15 protein-coding genes are annotated in these 21,194 nt (G+C 62.5%); 8 read left to right on the forward strand and 7 right to left on the reverse strand.

Going from position 1 to position 21,194, the window contains the following annotated elements:
- Nucleotides 1–128 precede the first annotated feature (128 nt).
- Complete coding sequence (locus tag VH564_RS00335) at nt 129–2,639, forward strand: ligase-associated DNA damage response DEXH box helicase (RefSeq protein WP_423337846.1); 2,511 nt, start codon at nt 129–131, stop codon at nt 2,637–2,639.
- A gap of 86 nt (nt 2,640–2,725) precedes the next feature.
- A complete protein-coding gene (pdeM, locus tag VH564_RS00340) occupies nt 2,726–3,454 on the forward strand; it encodes a ligase-associated DNA damage response endonuclease PdeM (RefSeq protein ID WP_423337847.1) in 729 nt (242 codons plus the stop codon).
- Nucleotides 3,455–3,518: 64 nt separating this feature from the next.
- On the opposite strand, the gene VH564_RS00345 is transcribed toward pdeM, so the two are convergent.
- The 4 genes from VH564_RS00345 to VH564_RS00360 all read right to left on the reverse strand — a co-directional run bounded on the left by VH564_RS00345 (nt 3,519) and on the right by VH564_RS00360 (nt 10,462).
- Nucleotides 3,519–4,493, reverse strand: coding sequence for a L,D-transpeptidase family protein (locus tag VH564_RS00345; RefSeq protein ID WP_423337848.1), 975 nt, complete (start codon nt 4,491–4,493; stop codon nt 3,519–3,521).
- Nucleotides 4,494–4,627: 134 nt separating this feature from the next.
- Entirely contained in the window at nt 4,628–5,431 is an 804-nt protein-coding gene (locus tag VH564_RS00350; protein ID WP_423337849.1) for a TIGR02186 family protein, read from the reverse strand.
- Nucleotides 5,428–6,351 carry a sulfite exporter TauE/SafE family protein gene (locus tag VH564_RS00355; RefSeq protein ID WP_423337850.1) on the reverse strand — a complete coding sequence of 308 codons (924 nt, stop codon included), beginning with the start codon at nt 6,349–6,351 and terminating at the stop codon, nt 5,428–5,430. The genes VH564_RS00350 and VH564_RS00355 overlap by 4 nt, the downstream gene beginning before the upstream one ends.
- Nucleotides 6,352–6,646: 295 nt before the next feature.
- Entirely contained in the window at nt 6,647–10,462 is a 3,816-nt protein-coding gene (locus VH564_RS00360; RefSeq protein WP_423337851.1) for a peptidoglycan-binding protein, read from the reverse strand.
- A gap of 470 nt (nt 10,463–10,932) precedes the next feature.
- Here VH564_RS00360 and VH564_RS00365 point away from each other — a divergent pair, with 470 nt between their 5' ends.
- From VH564_RS00365 to VH564_RS00390, 6 genes are all read left to right on the forward strand, one after another.
- Nucleotides 10,933–12,729, forward strand: a complete 1,797-nt coding sequence (locus VH564_RS00365) for an acyl-CoA dehydrogenase C-terminal domain-containing protein (protein WP_423337852.1) — start codon at nt 10,933–10,935, stop codon at nt 12,727–12,729.
- Nucleotides 12,730–12,793: 64 nt separating this feature from the next.
- Nucleotides 12,794–13,051 (forward strand): AbrB/MazE/SpoVT family DNA-binding domain-containing protein, encoded by a 258-nt coding sequence (locus VH564_RS00370; RefSeq protein WP_423337853.1) that lies wholly within the window; start codon nt 12,794–12,796, stop codon nt 13,049–13,051.
- A complete protein-coding gene (locus VH564_RS00375) occupies nt 13,051–13,380 on the forward strand; it encodes a type II toxin-antitoxin system PemK/MazF family toxin (RefSeq protein WP_423338693.1) in 330 nt (109 codons plus the stop codon). Before VH564_RS00370 ends, VH564_RS00375 begins: the two co-directional genes overlap by 1 nt.
- 46 nt (nt 13,381–13,426) lie before the next feature.
- Entirely contained in the window at nt 13,427–14,635 is a 1,209-nt protein-coding gene (locus VH564_RS00380) for an acetyl-CoA C-acetyltransferase (protein WP_423337854.1), read from the forward strand.
- A gap of 2 nt (nt 14,636–14,637) precedes the next feature.
- The gene (locus VH564_RS00385) at nt 14,638–15,021 is read left to right on the forward strand and encodes a cupin domain-containing protein (protein ID WP_423337855.1); all 384 of its coding nucleotides are present in this window, start codon (nt 14,638–14,640) and stop codon (nt 15,019–15,021) included.
- Nucleotides 15,022–15,134: 113 nt separating this feature from the next.
- A complete protein-coding gene (locus VH564_RS00390; RefSeq protein WP_423337856.1) occupies nt 15,135–17,348 on the forward strand; it encodes an FAD-dependent oxidoreductase in 2,214 nt (737 codons plus the stop codon).
- Nucleotides 17,349–17,756: 408 nt separating this feature from the next.
- Here VH564_RS00390 and VH564_RS00395 read toward each other — a convergent pair whose 3' ends face one another.
- From VH564_RS00395 to VH564_RS00405, 3 genes are all read right to left on the reverse strand, one after another.
- Nucleotides 17,757–18,140, reverse strand: a complete 384-nt coding sequence (locus VH564_RS00395; protein ID WP_423337857.1) for a hypothetical protein — start codon at nt 18,138–18,140, stop codon at nt 17,757–17,759.
- Nucleotides 18,141–18,232: 92 nt separating this feature from the next.
- Nucleotides 18,233–18,592, reverse strand: a complete 360-nt coding sequence (locus tag VH564_RS00400; RefSeq protein ID WP_423337858.1) for a hypothetical protein — start codon at nt 18,590–18,592, stop codon at nt 18,233–18,235.
- Nucleotides 18,593–18,687: 95 nt separating this feature from the next.
- Nucleotides 18,688–20,634, reverse strand: a complete 1,947-nt coding sequence (locus tag VH564_RS00405; protein WP_423337859.1) for a methyl-accepting chemotaxis protein — start codon at nt 20,632–20,634, stop codon at nt 18,688–18,690.
- Nucleotides 20,635–21,194 lie beyond the last annotated feature (560 nt).

Below are 21,194 nucleotides of genomic sequence, written 5' to 3' on the forward strand. Positions count from 1 at the left end.
AGACGCCCTTTCATATCGTAGATAAATAATATCGATGATATGAAAGGGTGTCAACCGGCCCTTTCGTTTGTCTGTCGTGACAGCCGCGTGCCGCTAGGATTTTCCGCCATCTAGCCTACATATGTCGCGTGGATCGCATCGAGACTGACACGCTTCCGGCCCTGCCCATTCCCTTCACCCGCTGGTTTGCGGAAAAGGGCTGGCAGCCGCGCGCCCATCAGCTGGAATTGCTGGCCCGGGCGGAGGCCGGCGAGAGCACGCTGCTGATCGCGCCGACCGGCGCCGGAAAGACACTGGCCGGTTTCCTGCCATCCCTGACGGACCTCGCGCGGCGCGGCAAGATCCCGCCCGGCTCGGCTTTCACCGGTATCCACACGCTCTATATTTCGCCGCTGAAGGCACTGGCCGTCGATATCGAACGCAACCTGATGAAGCCGGTCGACGAGATGGGGCTCGCCGTCACCATCGAGAACCGCACCGGCGATACGCCGAGCGGCAAGCGCCAGCGCCAGAAGCTCTCGCCGCCCGATATCCTGCTGACGACGCCCGAGCAGGTGGCGCTGCTCTTGGCCAACACCCAGGCGACCCGGTTCTTCAAGGACCTGAAATACATCGTCCTCGACGAGCTGCATTCGCTTGTTTCCTCCAAGCGTGGCCACATGCTGGCGCTCGGCATCGCGCGGCTGCGGCGGCTGGCACCTAGCCTGCAGACCATCGGCCTGTCGGCCACCGTCGCCGATCCCATGGATCTGCAGAAATGGCTGGTCGGCCAACGCGAGGGGGAGGACCGGCATGCCGGCCTCGTCACGGTCGCCGGCGGCGCCAAGCCCAATATTTCTATCCTGTCCACCGATGAGCGCATTCCCTGGGCCGGCCATTCGGCGAAATACGCCATCCCCGATGTCTACAAGCATCTGCTCGACCACCAGACGACGCTGCTGTTCGTCAACACCCGCAGCCAGGCCGAGATGTTGTTCCAGGAGCTCTGGACCGTCAACGACGAAAACCTGCCGATCGCCTTGCATCACGGTTCGCTCGACGTCGGCCAGCGCCGCAAGGTCGAGGCTGCGATGGCGGCCAACAAGCTGCGCGCCGTTGTCGCCACCTCGACGCTCGATCTCGGCATCGACTGGGGCGATGTCGATCTCGTCGTCCATGTCGGCGCGCCGAAGGGTGCCAGCCGGCTGGCGCAGCGGATCGGCCGCGCCAACCACCGCATGGACGAACCGTCGAAGGCGATCCTGGTGCCGGCCAACCGCTTCGAGGTGATGGAGTGCCAGGCAGCGCTGGATGCCAACTATCTCGGCGCGCAGGATACACCACCGGTCGGCCACGGCACCCTCGACGTGCTGGCCCAGCATGTGCTCGGCATGGCCTGCGCCGAACCGTTCGATCCGCTGGAACTCTATGACGAGATCACCAGTGCTTCACCCTATGCCGATCTCTCCTGGGAACGTTTCGAGCAGATCGTCGACTTCGTCGCCACAGGCGGCTATGCGTTGCGCGCCTATGAACGCTACGCGCGTATCCGCAAGCAGGAGGACGGGCGCTGGCGCGTTTCGAACCCGGCAGTGGCGCAACAATACCGGCTCAACTCCGGAACGATCGTCGAATCGCCGATGCTGAACCTGAAGATGGTCAAGCGCGGCGCTGGCGGTCGCATCGGTCGCGGCGGCGCGACGCTCGGAAAGATGGAGGAGTATTTCTTCGAGCAGCTTTCGCCCGGCGATACCTTCATCTTCTCCGGCAAGGTGTTGCGCTTCGAGGGTATTCGCGAGAATGAGGCGCTGGCGAGCCAAGCCTATTCCAACGATCCGAAGATCCCGTCCTACAATGGCGGCAAGTTTCCGCTGTCGACCTATCTCGCCGACCAGGTCCGCTCGATGCTGGCCGACCCCGACCGCTGGCACGAGCTGCCCGACCAGGTGCGCGACTGGCTGGCGCTGCAGCGCGAGAAGTCGATGGTGCCGAAGCGCGACGAGTTGCTGATCGAGACCTTCCCGCGCGGCAGCCGCGCCTACATGGTGGCCTATCCCTTCGAGGGCCGGCTGGCGCACCAGACGCTCGGCATGCTGCTCACCCGCCGCATGGAGCGGGCCGGCGCCAAGCCGCTCGGCTTCGTCGCAACCGATTATTCGCTCGGCATCTGGGGGCTGGAGGACATGGGCGCGATGATCGCCTCGGGACGGCTCAGCTTGTCCTCCCTGTTCGACGAGGACATGCTGGGCGACGATCTCGAGGAGTGGCTGAACGAGTCCTTCCTGTTGAAACGCACGTTCCGCAATTGCGCCGTCATTGCCGGGTTGATCGAGCGCCGCCATCCTGGCAAGGAAAAATCCGGCCGCCAGGTGACGGTGTCGGCCGATCTGATCTATGATGTGTTGCGCAGCCACGAGCCTGATCACATTCTTTTGCAGGCAACCCGGCAGGATGCGGCAACGGGGCTTTTGGATATTGCCCGGCTTGGCGATATGCTGCGGCGAATCAAGGGCCACATTACCCACAGGGCGCTCGACCATATTTCGCCGCTGGCCGTGCCGGTCATGCTGGAGATCGGTCGGGAATCCGTACCGGGCGAGGCGCATGACGCACTGCTGGCCGAAGCCGCCGACGATCTGATCGCCGAGGCAATGAGCTGATAGTGGTGTTCAGTCCGGGTGAAGGGGAGGGTTCCATTCCTCATCCCGTGCCTGTCATAAGAATGAAGAAAACGGGAAGAGCATAATTGATAACCCGCCTGGCGCTCGCGCGTGACATGACCAGCCTTGCAGCGATTGCCGGCGCCGAGACCACTGTCCATGGTGTCGCTGCAGTCTGCGATCCGCTCGGCGCGCTGTATCTGCCGGATGCCGCCATCCTGGTCGTGTCCGACCTGCACCTGGAGAAGGGGGCCGCCTTTGCGCGTCGCGGCATGATGCTGCCTCCCTATGACACGCTGGCGACGCTAACGGTGCTATCCGCCGTCATCGCGCGCTACGATCCGAAACTGGTCATCTCGCTGGGCGACAATTTCCACGACCGCAAGGGCTCGATGCTTCTGCCTGATGCCTTCCGGCAGCTGATCGTCGGCCTGGCGCGGGGCCGCGAATGGATCTGGATCAACGGCAACCATGACCCCGACGGCGCGGTCGATCTTCCAGGCCAGTCGCTCGACGAACTCGTTCATAGCGGACTGACATTTCGCCACGAACCGAAAGCGGGACGCCAGGTCGGCGAGATCGCGGGCCATCTGCATCCCTCGGCCACCGTGCGCCGCCGCGAGAAATCCATCCGCAGGCCTTGTTTTGCCACGGACGGCGGTCGGTTGCTGATGCCGGCCTTCGGCCTTATGAGCGGCGGCCTCGACCTGCGCCACAAAGCGATGGCTGGCCTCTTCGATCATCCGAGCCTGATCGCCCACCTTCTCGGCCGCGACCGGATCTACTCCGTCCGCTTCGGCAGCCTGCTAGCCTAAAAGGCCACCCGCCGTTGCTGTGCCGCAGGAGCGGCACGCTTTTGATCGGTAGATCTTCGTTGGATCAATTTTCGAACTCGACGACCACGCCCGGCTTCACCATCCCGGCCAGTTCCTCTGCATCCCAGTTCGTCAAGCGGACGCAGCCATGCGATCCGCCCTTGCCGATCATATCGGGTTCCGGAGTTCCATGGATGCCGTAGGTCGGCTCGGTCAGATCGATCCAGACGGTGCCGACAGGGCCATTTGGGCCCTTCGGGATCGTCAGGACCTTGTCGTTCTTGCCCTGCTTGAAATTCTTGTCGGGATCATAGCGATAGACGGGCATACGAGCCACGCCCTTGACCTTGTGCATCCCTTTCGGAGAGGGGTTCTCGTCGCTGCCGACGCTGGCGGGATAGACGGCGATCGCCTTGCCGTCTTCGTTGTAGGCAAAGACCTGACCGATCTTCTTGTTGGCTTCGATGCGTTTCACCTGGCCCTGCATGGCAGGTCCCGGCACTACCGCCTGGATGGTCTTGCCCACCGCAAAATCGTTGCCTTCGTTGAGTTTTTCCAGCAGCGCCTGGCTCATGTGAAAGCGCTCCGCCAGCTTTTCGGCAACGCTGGTATAGCCCATGCTTTCCATCTTCGCCTTCTCGGCGTAGTCGTCCGGGATATGGTCGACCAGCCCGGCTGCGTCCTCGGCCGTGATGACATAGCTCTCGACAACAGGCGTTTTGCTGTCGAGGCGGCTCGTCACATCGGGGCCGACCTTTCCGTCCGCCGAAAGGCGGTTCATCGCCTCGAAGCCGGCGATCGCCTTGCTGACATTCTCCCCGTAGAAGCCGTCAATCACACCTGGCGAGGCACCGGCGCGGTCCAGCAGCACCTGCAGACGAACAATGGCGGGATCCGGATCGTCGGTAGCCGTGGCGGGACGCGTCGCGGCGATGGACGCCAGCGACGAGGCGTTGATGGCCTCGGCCTGCAGTGCCTGCGCAGAGGCCGAGAAAGGGACGAGGAGGGCGAGGGTAGTGATCAGCGCTGATGTCTTCATGGCTGCTCAATGGTCTCGGCCTCATCTTGTTCCGTCGCGCATAAAAGAGAACAGAGGGTTGCTCTCCGAAAGCACGGCAGGGTGTTGGTCAGCCATAATGGCTAGCCCGATCAGCGCCGGAAAAATCTGTTCGGCTAGCTCTTGCGGAAGACGAAACTCGCGGTCCAGCCGGTGAGGACGGCAAGCAACACCGCAAAACAGCCATAGGCGATCGGCTGCTCGTGGGCGGCATCGGTGATGGTCTGCTCGATGCCGGTCTTGATGACCCGTAGCGGCAGTGACTTCTCCGTCACGAACTTGCCGCTCTTGAACAGGTAGGCCCTCACCGTATGGACGCCGTTCGGCACGTTCGCAGGCAACCTCAGCGTCGCCTTGAACAGGCTGGACGAGACGAAGCGCACACCGCTCGGATCGCGCTCATAAAGCCCGCCGGTTTCCTGCAGCCGCCGGAAGGCGTCGCGGAATTCCCGCATGTTCGCAACGTCGCCGATGAAGCCGATCGGATTGAGCGGGATATGGTCGAGGCCGATGCCGCGGTCGTTCAGTTCGAGCGGCGTGGTGACGCTGTCTATGGCGCGTGTGCTCGAAAGCGAATAGGCCTCGGGCACGTGCTCGAAGGTCATCGACTGGGTGTTGACCCAGATCCCGAACACCCGCTCCTTCTTGCGAACCGTGGCGTTCTCGCGTGGCCCTTCCAGGAGAACCACGACATCGTACTGGCCGATTGCCAGCAGAAGCTGGTCTGTATTGCCGAGCGCGCCGAAGATGGTCAGATCGGCGCCGGCGAAATCGGAAGTGATGGCGATCTCGCCGGTCGAGGTTCCGATCTCCATGGTTTCAGGGAGCACTGCCGTCGCCTGATCAAGCATCACCTGCGCGCTGGCAACAAGCGGGGCAAGCAGCAGTGCCGCGCTGAGGAGGAGGGTGCGCACGATCATTTGTTGATGCCCTCCATGACGATCGAATAGATGTCGGTGGGGGTAACTATCAGCGCGATCGCGAGGCGCACCCCGACTGCAAGCACCAGCAGCCCAAGCAGGGCGCGCAACTGCTCGCCACGCAGCCTTTGGCCGACCCGGACGCCATATTGCGCGCCGATGACGCCGGCCACCATCAGCACGAAGGCAAGCACGATATCGACGGAGTAGTTGGTCGCGGCCTGCACGATGGTGGTGTAGCCGGTGACGAAGATGACCTGGAAGAGCGAGGTGCCGACCACGACATTGGTCGGGATGCGCAACAGATAGATCATCGCCGGCACCAGGATGAAGCCGCCGCCGATCCCCATGGGCGTCAACACGCCGACGAAGAAGCCGAGGCCGAATACGGGGATGACGCTGAGATAGAGCTTCGATTTCTTGAAGCGCATCTTCAGGGGCAGCCGTTGCACCCAGTTGTGGTGGCCGGGCTTCCGCGCCAGCGGCTTGCCCTTGCCGGCTGCGCGACGCATCGCATTGACGCTCTCCCACAGCATCAAAGTGCCGACAGTGCCGAGCAGGAAGACATAGAGCAGCGAGATGATCAGGTCGATCTGGCCGACCCGGCGCAAAACGACGAAAACCCAGAGGCCGAGGGTCGAGCCGACGAGACCGCCGGCCAGCAGGATCGATCCGAGCTTGAGATCGAGGGATCCCCGCCTGAAATGGCTGATGGCGCCTGACACGGAGGAGGCAACGACCTGGTTTGAGCCAGTGGCAACGGCAACGACGGGTGGGATGTTGTAGAAGATCAAAAGCGGCGTGATCAAGAATCCGCCGCCGACGCCGAACATGCCGGACAGGAAGCCAACGGCCGCACCCATGCCGAGGATTACGAAGATATTGACCGATAATTCCGCTATCGGCAGGTAAATCGACACGGCCGGACCCCAACTGAACTGCGCTCGTCCAAGACACCCGGCGCCTGTGAAATTTCCCCTGTGAACGCGCAACGCTCAGCCGAAACCCTAGCCGGAACCCGTTAAGGAAAGTTTGGGTTTGGCAGTGCGAAGTCAATCTTCATGTTTGGGCGGACGTGTTTTTCCGCGGGACTGTGGCAAAACCCGCCCCTTGCGCGCACTGCACCTCCCGTAAAGCCCGAATTCCTCTGCCGCGAAAACGAAAACGCCCGGCGGGACCATGTCCGACCGGGCGCTTATGGGCTGTTCAGGCTGCTCAGGCCGGCTTGTTGCGGGCCAGAAGCTGCTTGACGACTTGGTCGGTGATTTTGCCGTCTGGCGTCAGGCCGACCGACTTCTGGAAGCTCTTCAGCGCCGAGACCGTCTTGTCGCCCATGTTGCCGTCAGGGGTGCCGGCATCAAAGCCATTGTTGTTGAGGATCGCCTGGATGTTACGGACGGCTTTCTTCATGTCGATCGAGGCCGTGTGGACGCCTTTGCCGGACCACGCGTCCGGGATCTCGGCGCGATTGGCCTTATCGTCGAGCGGCTGTGGCTTCCAGAGATCGGCGTTCGCCTTGGCAGCCTGGAGCTGGTCGTTGGTGAGGGCATTGGCGACCTCGTCGCGCTTCTGGGCGGCATCCTTGTCGCCGGCCTTGGCGGCAATGGCGAACCACTTGTAGGATTCGCCGAGGTCCTTCTTCACGCCGTTTCCGCGTGCATAGAGAATGGCGAGGTTGAACTGGCTGTCCGAGACGCCGAAGTTGGCGGCCTTGGTGAACCAGTCCGCTGCAGCTGCATAATCCTGAGGCCCGACGGCGCCCGAGGCGAACAGCACGGCGAGATTGTGCATGGCGCTGGCATTGCCCTGATCTGCGGCCTGCTGATAATATTGCTTGGCCTTGGCGAGATCGCGATCGATGCCATTGCCTTTTTCATACATGCTGGCCAGGCGGTACTGGGCAGGCGCGAAACCCTTGTCGGCCGACAGCTGGTACCAGCTTGCCGCCTGCTTCAGATCGGTCGGCAGGCCGCGGCCTTCGGTGAAGCGTGCACCGATTTCGAACAATGCCAAGCCGTCGCCATTGCGGGCCGCGTCGGCGAGCGCCGGCGGCTGAATGCTGTCGGGAACCGTGATCGCGGCTGCGGGAGCAACGGGCGTTGCCGCGGGTTGGCCGCCGGCGCTGGCGGCTGCGGGATCGGCTGTTATCGTCGCCGCTGCCGGCTGTCCGGATGCGCTGGTATCCGGCGACATCAGTGACTGGCCTGCAGGATCGCTGCCGGCTGGAACGGGCGACGTGAGCGGATTGGCCGGTGCCGCCGTTCCCGTCTGCGCGGGGACAGGGGGTGTCGTGTCCTGCGAGGTCGCGGTCGTCTGGCTCTGTTCGGCGGCGGGGCGATCAGCGGCGGCCGGAACGGTTGCTGGAGGGGTCGGTGTCGCGGCGGAGGTCAGGGCCGAGACTTCGGCGGGCGCAGGCGCTGCCTTGTGGGTCAGCGACTGGACCAGAGGGAAAGCCATGAGGGCGAGCAGCGCCGCACCGACGGCCAGCAGGATCGGCCGACGGTAGCGCGCGAATGTGCCCGATTTCCCGGGTGCTTTGGCGGCCGGCGCGGCCCGTGTCTGGCCGACTTCCATGGCGGCGGCCTGCGCGGCGCGGCGGGCAGCGGCGATATAGTCGGCACGTTCGTTTTCGGTCTGTGGCTTGGGGGCTCCGTTGCGCGCAGCGTTCTGGCTTGCCCTGACCTTCTCGAGGATCTTTTTGATATCGGGCGCGCCGGAGCCTGGCTCCAGCAGCTCGTTGCTCTCGTCCGCATGCATCATGTCGCCGGAATCGATCGAGGGGGTCGGATCGATCAGCTGGCGGTCGGCGACAACGCCGGCTTCCGGCTTGCGGCCCGGACGCAGACGTTTGCCGAGGGCCGCGAAAAGGCTGCTCTTGCCGCCTTCCTTGCGAACATCCGCCTTGATGCGCGCCTTGCTTTCCGCATCCATCGGAATGCTGTCGGCAGAGGCGAGCTCGGTCTCGTTGGTGCTGGCAACGGCAGCGGTACGAATGATCGGGCCGCTCTTTTGAACAGCCGCCGGCGCGGCGGCGCGAGCTGCTGTGGCAGGTGCGGCGCGGGCCTGGGGTGCATCGGCAAATTCGAGCGGCGGCGGATTGAACTCGGCAACCGGCATGCGGGCCGCTGGCTTGCTGCGCTCCATATTGTCGAGCCGATCGGCGATTTGCACCAACGTGTCGTGCAGCGCCTCGAAGGTCCGCTGGGTGCGCTCGTCGCTGCTGCGGCTGATGGTCTCGAGATGGCGCAGATCCTCGGCAAGCGCTTCGAGCGCCGCCATTTCGGCAGCCGGCGCGGCGCCATTCATCGAGCCCTGCCGGGAATAGGCCTGGACGACTGCGTCGGCAGCCTGACGGGCAGCCTCGATGACGTATTCGTCGTTGGTGCTCATGTAATCTTCGATGGCGCTCATGCGCTGATCGAATTCGGCGGGGAAGCCAGAGCGTGGTTCGCTGAGCAGGTCCGAGAGATGGGCGATCTGGTCTTCCAGGCTGCGCAAGGCATGGCTGTCGGTCGGAGCTGCGGCGGTGCTCTCCTCCAGCCGCGCGGCGATGTCGGCAAGCCGGCCTTCCAGGCGAACGACCACAGTATCGTCGAAGGCGGATGCGGGGGGAGAAAGGTCGATCTGATCGATGCGCCGTGCGAGATAGTCCAGCCGCTCGGCAAGCGCCTCGTTGACCGCACCCTGGTCGAGCGCGTCGATCTTCTGCGAGATATCGGCAAGATAATCCGTCAGATCCGGCTGCGGCGCGTGGCTGTGCGTCGCTTCCATCAGCCGCGAAAGCTCGTTCAGCCTCTCCTCGAGATTGATGGCCGTCTCGGCATGGGCCATGTCGTCGATACGAGTGCTCAGTCCCTCGATGCGATTTGCCAGATCGACCGTCGGCTCGTAGCGCAGCATGGCCTCGCTGCTCATCACGTCTATCTGGTCGGCAAGGCTGCTGATGCGGTTCTCCAGCCGCTGGATGAGCGCCGGATCGGCATTGGTGGAGGCTGTGCGGCCACTGGCGGCGATCGCCCGGCTGATCTCATCCAGGCGCATGTCGATGGCTGTGAACTGTTCGGCCATGGCACGGTCGCGCGGCTGCATCAGGTTGCCCAGCTGCTCCATCGCCGTGGCGATCGAGATCAGCTTTTCTTCGAGAGCGTGGACGGCAGGGCTGTCGTTCATGCCACCGAGCTGACGCTTGATGTCATCGATCCGGTAGGCGAGCGATACAAGTTCTTCCTGCAGGCCCGATGTGTCGATCGCCTGCAGCCGGTCCTCGATGGTGTCCCAGCGGGTTTCCATGCCGCGCACCGAATCCTCGCGGGCAAGCCCATCCATCAGGGCACGAAGATCGTCGAACTCTGCCTTGAGCGCTGATGCCTCCGAACCGTGGCCGGTGCCGCTGTCGCCCAACTGGTCGATGCTGGCAGCCAGACGTGCGAGGTCGGCGCGCATGCTGTCGGCGAAGTCGCGGTCTTCGGCGGCGCCCTTGATGGTGCGGATCTCCGATCTCACGGCTTCCATCTCGCGGGCAACGCCTTCGGCGATATCCTTCTTGAGGTCGTGGCGAAGATCGACCAGAGCCTGGGCGATCTCGGTCATGCTGTCTGTGGCAGGGCGGCGGGCGGTGGCAACGGCGTGCCGGGTTGCAACCGGTTCTGCTGCGCGCTGCATCATCGGCGCGCGGATGGATGCCGTGTCCTGGACGGCGGGGGTGCGTTCGCGGCGGCTGTCGAGCGAGCGCTGGCGCTGGCGGATTTCGGCAAAGGGGTCCGCCCGGGTAGGGGCAGCCTGCGTGGGCGCGCGTGCCGGGCGCTCATAGGTTTCGCGGCTGGTCGCCGGACGTGCTGGTCGCTCCGCCTGGACTGGCCGTTCCTCGGGCTTGTTCGCATGGGTGGCCACGGGTGCGCGCGGCGCAGCGAGACCGGTGGCTGCGCCCACCAGGCCTTCTATGCGCGCCTCCAGTCCCTCGATGGTGCGACTCAGCGCATCCAGCGACGTCCTGTCGCGCATCAGGGGAGGATTTGATCGAGTTCCGCTCATCATGTTGCTCGCTTCGACATTTGACCCTTGCGGGCTTTTCCCCCGACGCTCCCAATCGCTGCCATCGAAATGGCTTCGACTGTAACGCACCAGACGCCAGGGAAAATTATAGGCGCTCCTGAAATCGGATGACGACCCGGTAAAGCCGTGATGCCGGACGACGACACGGATTACGGACCACACCGCTCACACTGCAAAATCGCAAAACGTGGTAAAGAAGCCGTTAACTTTTGCGAAATTTCTTTAACCTTTGTTAGTGCGGCACCAACCGCTCATGGTTACGCAGACGCTCTCATGCATTGAGGTTGTCGAAGGGATGGTGACCGATCTCGATAGGGTTTCTCTTGACCGGACACACAAAATTTATCCTCGGAAAACCGATTTGACGTTTACGCGCACGTCAATATTTTATAGGCTCAAAGTTGCTCCGGGCTATGGGCAGCCCTTTTGCGATTGGGAGGATTTGGAAGATGCCGGTCTACCGGGCACCTGTCAGCGATACGCTCTTCATTCTCAACGACGTGCTCGGCCTCGAGCGCTATAGCGACCTGCCGGGCTTTGCCGACGCGACGCCAGAGATGATCGAGGCGATCCTCGGCGAAGCCGCCAAGATGGCCGAGGAAGTACTGTTTCCGTTGAACTATTCCGGCGACCAGGAAGGCTGCCGGCGCAGCGACGACGCCAGCGTCACCACCCCTACTGGCTTCAAGCAGGCCTATGATGCCTATTGCGCCGCGGGCTGGACCGGCCTTGCCGTGCCGGAAGAATTCGGCGGCCAGGGGCTGCCCTATACGCTGCATGCCGCCGTCGGCGAATACACGTCGGCCGCCAACATGTCGCTGATGATGTATCCGGGCCTGACCCAGGGCGCGATTGCCGCGATCCTCGTGCACGGCACGGAGGAGCAGAAGCGCACCTATCTGCCTAAGATGGTCGAGGGCAGGTGGTCGGGGACGATGAACCTCACCGAACCCCATTGCGGCACCGATCTCGGCATGCTGCGCACCAAGGCCGTGCCGCAGCCGGATGGCAGCTACAAGATATCCGGCCAGAAGATCTTCATCTCGGCCGGCGAGCACGATCTGACGGAAAACATCGTGCATCTGGTGCTCGCCCGCATCGAAGGTGCGCCCGAGGGCACCAAGGGTATCTCGCTGTTCATCGTGCCGAAGTTTCTGGTCGGTGCCGACGGCACGCTCGGCGCCCGCAACGGGGTGACCTGCGGCGCGCTCGAGCACAAGATGGGCATCCACGCCAATGCGACCTGCGTGATGAACTACGACGACGCCACCGGCTATCTGATCGGCACCGAGAACCGCGGCCTGCCCGCCATGTTCGTGATGATGAACGAGGCGCGCGTCAGCGTCGGCCTGCAGGGCGTCTCGATCTCGGAAATCGCCTATCAGAATGCCGCCGCCTACGCCCGCGACCGCATCCAGGGTCGCTCGCTGTCGGGCCCGAAGGCGCCGGATAAAAAGGCCGATCCGATCATCGTCCATCCCGATATCCGCCGGACGCTGATGACCATCCGCGCCTTCAACGAGGCCGGCCGCGCCTTCCTGCTGTGGACGGCGCTGCAGTCCGACATCGCCCATCGCTCGCCGGACGAGAAACAGCGCCAGGTGGCAGACGATATCCTCGGCCTGGTCACGCCTATCCTCAAGGGCGTGATGACCGACAAGGGCTTCGACCACGCCGTCATGGCCCAGCAGGTGCTGGGCGGCCACGGCTATATCGAGGACAATGGCATGAGCCAGTATGTCCGCGACGCTCGTATCACGATGATCTACGAGGGCGCCAACGGCATCCAGGCACTCGATCTGGTTGGCCGCAAGCTCGGGCTCAATGGCGGCCGCGCGGTCATGGCGCTGTTCAAGGAGATCGGCGATTTCTGCGCTGAAAACCGCGCCGACGAGGCGATGACGCCGTTCACCAAGGCTCTGAAAAAGAGCCTCGACGACGCCCAGGCAGCAACCATGTGGTTCATGCAGAACGCCATGGCCAAGCCCGACAACGCCGGCGCCGGCTCGACCGACTACATGCACCTCCTCGGCCTCGTCGTCCTCGGCTACATGTGGGCAAGAATGGTCAAGGCGGCCCAGGCAGGCCTTGCCTCCGGCGACGGCGCGCGCACGGATTTTCTCGACGCCAAGCTTATCACCGGACGCTTCTTCATGGAGCGCCTCCTGCCGGAAACGGCCTTGCGCCGTCACCGCGTGGAGGCTGGTGCCGATACGATGATGGCGCTGCCGGCGGAGGCGTTTTGAGATGCCATTGAAAGTCGAGTCGAAAAGTTATACATAAATATAACTTCTGATGGAGGTGATTATGGTGGCATCGACTTTACGCAACGTCGGCGGCTCTTTGGTGATGACTGTTCCAAAGGCGATCACCGATGAGCTCGGCCTCCAGGCCAATACCAAATTCGACGTGACGGCGCAGGATGGAAACATCATTGCCGCACCACGCCGTAGGCCAAAATACACGGTCGAGCAGCTCGTTGCCGAATGGGAAGTTTGGCCTGAACGGACAGCCGAAGAACAGGAGTGGCTCGACATGCCATCTGTTGGCAACGAGATTATCGAGTGATGGAACGAGGTGAGATCTGGTTTGTCGATCTGGAGCCGACACGCGGGCGCGAGCAAGCCAATGAGCGTTACGCCATGATCTTGTCCCCGAAGGTCGTCAACCAGCACGGAACCCAGATCATTGCGCCTATCACCAGCGGCGGCCAGTTTGCGAGGACCTCCGGCTTTGCCGTCTCGCTATCCGGCGCTGGAACGCGATCGACCGGAGTGGTGCTGTGCCACCAGATTCGCGCCGTCGATATCAAAGCAAGAGGGGGGCGTTTCGTGGAGAAGGCTCCAGACTTCATCGTCGACGAGGTCTTGGCGAGGGTCGCGGCGCTGTTCGACTAGACGTGAAAAATCGCTCGGCGGCCCACCGTCGACAGGGAGAGAGACGATGACCGAGGTTTTCATTTACGATCATGTCCGCACGCCGCGCGGCCGCGGCAAGAAGGATGGCGCGCTGCACGAGGTGCCGTCGGTCCGGCTGGCCGCCAGAACCCTTGAGGCGATCCGCGACCGGAACGGGCTGGATACGTCGACCGTCGACGACATCATCATGGGCTGCGTCGATCCGGTCATGGAAGCCGGCGCCGTCATCCCGAAGGCGGCTGCGTTCGAGGCCGGCTATTCGACCCGGGCGCCCGGCATGCAGATCTCGCGCTTCTGCGCCTCGGGCCTCGATGCCATCAACCTTGCTGCCGCCAAGATTGCGCAGGGGGCCGACGACATCGTCGTTGCGGGCGGCGTGGAAAGCATGTCGCGCGTCGGGCTCGGCATGGGCGGTGGCGCCTGGTTCATGGACCCTTCGGTAAACTTTCCGGCCTATTTCATGCCGCAGGGCGTGTCCGCCGACCTGATCGCCACCAAATACGGGTTCTCGCGCAGCGATGTCGATGCCTATGCCGTCGAGAGTCAGAAGCGCGCGGCGCATGCCTGGAAGAGCGGCTGGTTCGACAGGTCCGTCATCCCGGTCAAGGACCAGAACGGCCTGACCATCCTTGCCCATGACGAGCACATGCGCCCCGGCACGGATATGCAGGCGCTCGGTGCCCTCAATGCCTCTTTCCAGATGCCGGGCGAGATGGGCGGTTTCGAGGCCGTCGGCATCCAGGCCCATCCGGAAATCGAGCGGATCAACTATGTCCACCATGCCGGCAATTCGTCGGGCATCGTTGATGGCGCGGCTGCCGTGCTGCTCGGTTCGAAGGCCGGCGGAGAGAGCATGGGCCTGAAACCGCGGGCCCGCATCAAGGCCTTTGCCAATATCGGCTCCGATCCGGCGCTGATGCTGACTGGCCCCGTCGATGTCACCCAAAAACTTTTCGAGCGCTCCGGCCTGTCGCTTGCTGACATCGACCTGTTCGAGCTCAACGAAGCCTTCGCCGCCGTGGTTCTGCGCTATATCCAGGCCTTCGAGATCGATCCCGAAAAAATCAATGTCGCGGGCGGCGCCATTGCCATGGGCCATCCGCTTGGTGCCACCGGCGCGATGATCCTCGGCACCGTGCTTGACGAGTTGGAACGCCGCGACCTCAACACCGCGCTGGTCACGCTCTGCATCGGCGCCGGCATGGGCACCGCAACCATCATCGAGAGGGTTTGAGCATGGCGTTCAATACGGGGTCCATCGAAGCCGAATATGCCGGGATCAGCGAGCACTGGTCGCCGCGGGTCATCGCCGATCTCAACGGCCAGAGCGTCAAGCTCGCCAAGGTCCGGGACCAGCTGACCTGGCACGCCCACCAAGACGAGGACGAGCTGTTCCTGATCTGGAAGGGCGCGCTCACCATCGAATATCGCGATCGGCCGCATGTGCATCTCAAGGCCGGCGATTTCCACGTCGTGCCGAAGGGTGTCGAGCACAATCCGGTGGCCGAAGAGGAGTGCTGGATCATGCTGTTCGAGCCCTCCGAGACGAAGCACACCGGCGATGTCGTGGTCGAAAAGACCAGAACGCTGGACGCGCAACGCAGCCATCTGTCGGCCTGACCGCGGCGCCTCGTCCTCCTCGGCCTTGAGCCGAGGATCCAAGCCGGGAGGCTGGAGGGGCGGCAGCGCGGAACGGGCGAGTGAAAAACAGTCAAAGGGAGAGGAATCCCATCATGAGCAGCTATACCAATTTCACCGTTGAGACGGACGAGGACGGCATCTCGCTGGTCACCTGGGACATGCCGGGCAAGTCGATGAACGTCTTCACCGCTGCTGTCATGGACGAACTCGACGCGATCATCGACGGCAGCGTCGCTGATCCCACTGTGAAGGGCGTCGTCATCACCTCGGGCAAGACGAGCTTCTCCGGCGGTGCTGACCTGTCGATGATCCAGTCGATGTTCAGCTTTTATCATGACGAAAAGGCGAAGGACCCGGCGACGGCGGCCCAGAAACTGTTCGACCTCGTCGGCCGCATGACCGGCCTGTTCCGCAAGCTCGAGACCTCCGGCAAGCCCTGGGTCTCGGCGATCAACGGAACCTGCATGGGCGGTGCCTTCGAGATGTCGCTTGCCTGCCACGGCCGCGTCGTCTCGAACGCCAAACACGTGAAGCTGGCGCTGCCGGAGGTCAAGGTCGGCATTTTCCCGGGCGCCGGTGGCACCCAGCGCGTCTCGCGGCTGGCCAATGCCCAGGACGCCCTGCAGATGATGACGACAGGGGCCTCGCTGTCGCCGGCCCGCGCCAAGGCGATGAACCTGGTGCATCAGGTGGTCGAGCCTGACCAGCTGATCCCGGCTGCCAAACAGATGATCAAGGATGGTCTCAAGCCCGTCGCTCCCTGGGACGAGAAGGGCTTCAAGGCTCCGGGCGGCGGCATCTGGACGCCGGCCTCGGCCCAGCTCTGGCCGGCAGCGCCCGCCATCCTCCGCCGCGAAACTTCAGGCAATTATCCGGGTGCCCTCGCCATCCTGAAATGCGTCTACGAAGGCCTGCAGGTGCCCTTCGACACGGGCCTCAAGATCGAGCAGCGCTATTTCACTGAAGTGCTGCAGACCACCGAAGCCTTTTCGATGATCCGCTCGCTGTTCGTCTCGATGCAGGAACTCGGCAAGGGGGCCCGGCGCCCGGCCGGCCAGCCGAAGACGGTGCTCAACCATGTCGGCATCGTCGGCGCCGGCTTCATGGGCGCCTCCATCGCCTATGTGACGGCTGCCGCCGGCATCCGCGTGACGCTGATCGACCGCGACATGGATGCTGCCAGCAAGGGCAAGGCGACGGGCGAGGGCCTCGTCAAAGATTCCGTCAGCAAGGGCCGGCTGACGCAGGACGAGGGTGCCGCCCTCATCGCCCGCATCACGCCGTCGGCCGACTACAACGACCTGCGCGATGCCGATCTGGTGGTCGAGGCGGTGTTCGAGGATCGGGATGTCAAGAAGGCTGTCATCGAGGCCGTCGAGGCCGTGCTGCCGGAAACCGCCATCTTCGCCTCCAACACCTCGACGCTGCCGATCTCCGGTCTGGCCGAGAGCTCCCGGCGCAAGGAAAGCTTCATCGGCATCCACTTCTTCTCGCCGGTCGAAAAGATGATGCTGACCGAGGTGATCATGGGCCGCGAGACCGGTGACCGGGCGCTCACTGTCGCGCTGGATTTCGTTGCGGCGATCCGGAAGACGCCGATCGTCGTCAACGACACCCGCGGCTTCTACGTCAATCGCTGCGTCTTCCGCTACATCCACGAAGCCTACGACATGCTGATCGAGGGCGTGCCGCCCGCGATGATCGAGAATGCTGCAAAAATGGCCGGCATGCCGGTCGGTCCGCTGTCGCTCAACGACGAAGTCGCCGTCGATCTCAGCCAGAAGATCCTGAAGGCCACCGTTGCCGATCTCGGCCCCGAGGCCGTGGACCCCGCGCATCTGCAGCTGATCAACCGGATGGTCGACGAACTCGACCGCCGCGGCCGCAAGAACGGTCGTGGCTTCTATGATTATCCGGCCAAACCGGCCAAGAAGATGCTTTGGCCCGGCCTCAAGGAATTTTATCCGCAGCGCCGGCCCGAGGATGTCGACGTCGCGGTGCTGAAGCAAAGGTTCCTCGTCACCATCGCGCTCGAAGCAGCGCGCACCATGGAAGAGGGGATCGTCACCGATCCTCGCGAGGCCGATGTCGGCTCGATCCTGGGCTTCGGTTTCGCCCCTTATACCGGCGGCACGCTGTCCTACATCGATGGCATGGGCGCGGCAGCCTTCGTTTCGCTCTGCGATTCGCTGGCGGAAATGTATGGCCCGCGCTTCATGCCAACGCCGCTGCTGCGGGACATGGCCGCCAGGGGCCAAACCTTCTATGGGCGGTTCGATCCCTATGGAGTAAAATCAGCAGCCTGAATCTCTTGGAAGTTGGGCGGGCAAAGGCGTTCGAGGAACACTCGTTCGCCGCTCGACGCCTTCTCGGTAAAGTCAGTCGCAGCCGCCCGAGCTCTGACTGGTGCCATCGCACGGTTTCGACTGGGCCAGCGCAAGGCAGGCGCTGCTAGAGACTGCTCCAGACGATAAGCCCGATAGCCGCCCAGATGCAGGCCGACAGCTCGAAAGCTATCATATAGCCTTTCACACGATCGCTCATATCCACCTCCCACGACGGTCCTCCAACCGCCCGACCATTTTATTGTAGTGATTTTCTATATGTCAAACAACTATCCGGCAGACAGCTTGTGAATGCATTGCCTATCCTAACAAGCGACAGCCCCGGCGTGGGCCGGGGCTGGTGAGCTGACATCGTCTAGGGGCGCGCAGTTACTTGCAGTTGGCTGCCTGCGCCGCGTCGGCTTCCGCGCCGGATTTCATGTTCGTGGTGTTCTTGTTGGTGACAGTGGCGTTGCAGTCTTGCGACTTGCCGCTGCCGTTTGCGCCACCGGCTGCATCAGCTCCGCCGTTCGTGCCGGCTGCGCCGCTGGAACTGCCGTCGCTCGAGCCGGACGTGCCGGTGTTGGAGCCGGGCGAGGTGCCGTTGGCGCCAGTTGCGCCGCTGCCGCTGGCGCCGTCAGAGCCGCTCGAACTGGAGCCACCAGAGCTTGTGCCATTCGAACTGCCTGGGCTGCCTGTCTGGGCCATAGCTGAGGTTGCCATGGCCAGCGAAAGCGCGGCTACAGCGAAGATCTTCGAATAATTCGTATTCATTGTTTCTCTCCCTGTTCAGTTGTTCACGGAAGAGAAAACCAGTGGATTCCCCAGATGTTCCTCAAAAATTCTGCGGCTTTCCGACACTTATTTCAATTTTCATCCGGAACTTCCGGTGTCGTTGCGTGTTCGCGCACCTCGCCCGCCAGCATAAATCGACCGTTGTCGAAGCCATCCATTGTCAATGGCGGAGGGCATCTGCCGGCGGCGCCTCTGTGTCGTTGGAACCAACGCAGGCGGTAACGGTTATTGACGGTAAGAAAAAGGAGCTTCCCATGCCACGCGATGTAGAAAATGAGCCAGGCCTTGCGCCTTCGGCAGACACGCATGCGGAAAAAAGCGAAAAGGTTCGTGCCGGCAAGGGTGCAGCCGGTGTCCTGGGTGGAGTAGCCCTGGCTTTCGTCCTGGGCTTTGTCGTCATCATCGTTGGCGCGCTCTTGTTTGGCCTGCATATTCTCTGATCCGGAAAGCCGGCCGCCAATTGCTTGGCGACCGGCTTCCTGGTGATCTCGGCGGAAAGACCCGCCTGCAAATTTCAGATCGCCGTCTAGAACTCTTCCCAGCTTTCCGCTGCGGCTGCGCTGCCGCCTCCCATCCCGACTGCACCCGCCACCTTAGCAAGCATGCGTCGCGCTGGCGACGTCACGGCCTTATGGTTGCTGTGGGCAACCTCCGGCCTGCGCGAAGCGGGCGCTTCGCGGGCTCCGCCGATGTTGAATTCGCCAACGATCTCCCGCAGGCGGTCGACTTCGCCTGCAAGCGCCGCGCTTGCGGCTGTCGATTCCTCGACCATCGCTGCGTTCTGCTGAGTGACCTGGTCCATCTGGTTGACTGCAGTGTTGACTTCCGCGAGGCCCACCGACTGCTCCTTGGCGGATGTAGCGATGGAATCAAGCTGGTTGTTGATGGCGACGACCTGTTCCTCGATGACTTTCAGGGCCTGCCCTGTCTCCTGCACCAGCTTGACGCCGTTGCTGACTTCGTCGCCGGAATTGCGGATCAGGTCCTTGATCTCCTTGGCCGCCTGCGCGGAACGCTGGGCCAGTTCCCGGACTTCCTGGGCAACGACAGCAAACCCCTTGCCCGCCTCGCCGGCACGGGCGGCCTCGACGCCGGCGTTGAGTGCCAGGAGGTTGGTCTGGAAGGCGATCTCGTCGATAACACCGATGATGCTGGAGATCTGGTTGGAGGATTGCTCGATACGCTGCATGGCGATGACGGTGTTTGAGACGACCTCGCCGGAACGCCGTGCCGATTTGTTTGCCTCAATCGCGACGTGCCGGGCTTCTTCCGTCCGCTTGGCGGAATTCGTCACGTTGATGGTGATCTGGTCGAGGGCTGCGGCGGTTTCCTCCAGCGAAGCGGCCTGTTGCTCCGTGCGCTTGGAGAGATCGTCGGCGCTACGGCTGATTTCGCGAGACCCGCTATCGATAGAGCCCGTGGCTGCAGACACGGAGCGCATGCTGGTTGCCAGCTGGTCGACGGCGGCGTTGAAGTCCGCGCGCAGAGCCTCGAAGTCGCTGGCAAAGGATTCATTGAGGCGGAAGGTAAGATCGCCGCTCGAGAGGCGCTTGAGGCCGTCCGCAAGTCCGGAGGTTGCCTGGGCCATCTCTTGAACGCGCTGGCGATCCGCCTGGGCGACGCGGCCGCGTTCCGCTTCGTTGGCCAAGCGGCTCGATTCTGAATCCCGTTCGAGTTCCTTTGCCCGCAGCCCATTGTCCTTGAAGACCTGAACGGCCTTGGCCATGGTGCCGACCTCGTCGCGACGCTCAACGCCATCTACGGAAGCCGTCAGATCGCCGTTGGCAAGCACGTTCATCGTCTTTGCCAACTGCTGGATAGGCCTGACAAGCCAGCCGCGCACCGCAATGAAGCCAAATGCCAAGACGGCCACAAGGCCCACGGCGACAATGGCCAGCGTCGTCATGACGGTGCTGTTGGTAACCTCTGCGAGCCGATCACTTTCCTTCGAGGAAGACTCGGTGACACTTGTCGTAAAATCGGTAAGCTTCGGAGAAATGACCGCAAAACCCAACTGGCATTGGTCAATGAACATTTGCTGTGATGCCAAAACGTCAGCGTCGGAGGTTGCCTTTAACGCGGCCGCCATCGCGGGTCCGCAGGTGATGTTCAGCAACTGAAGGCCCTCGGTCTTCAACTGGTTCGCCTCAGGCCGATCTGGCAAGGCTGCGATCGTCTGGTCGATGAACTTTACAAACGATTTCTTGCTTTCTTCTAGAACTTTGTACGAGCTTTGGTTGAGTTCGTCGGTCCGAGACATAAGCAGGTCTCCCATGGAGGCACGGGCCGCCTGGAGACTACGGTTCGCACGGGCAGTCGAGAGCGCTGCAGCCGATTCGTGCTCCAGCAGCGAACTGTAGCCAGCGTCTATCAGGCTGAGTTGCCGGCCCGAATAGAGCGATACGCCGAGCGCAAAAAGCCCGAAGCCCGCCATGATGATGAGAAATTTCCCAATGATAGATATGTGTTTCACCGCCAACTCCGGCATATCTGTTGTTTCGGGGGGAGGGCGCCGCAAGCAAATCATTCACTGGGCAGACCGTGACAGGCGAACAGGGGAAACGCGCCAGGGGATGACCATGGCGCAATCCAAGAAGCCCGCCGACCGTTGCCGGGTAACGAATCACTCGTGCATATCAGTCGAACGAAATGTAGAACGTACTTTCTAAGTAATTATTAATTCTGAAGTACAGTGCGCTTGTATTAGGTAGTTTCAACGATAGGATGCAATGTATCGAGAAAATAGGGGTCTGAAAGATGGAAAAACCAGCGGAATAACCCGCATAAAGTAGGTGTAGACTTGAAAAACAAAGCTTAGCCGATTGTTTATACGCTAATTATAAGCAGCCAGGTATCCGCGGGCGAATAGGTTCGCCGCGCATGGTGTGGTACTCTTTGTTCGCGCGACGTGGGCGTCGGTCGTGCGCTGAGGTGAGCGAGAAATCCAGAGGCGGGATGCCGTGCTCGGTTGAATTCGCACTTTTATACACCGGCATCATTTCCATGTCCGGCTCGTCGAAAGATCCGGCATTC

This window comes from Rhizobium sp. HT1-10, assembly GCF_049472505.1.
Taxonomy (GTDB): Bacteria; Pseudomonadota; Alphaproteobacteria; order Rhizobiales; family Rhizobiaceae; genus Rhizobium.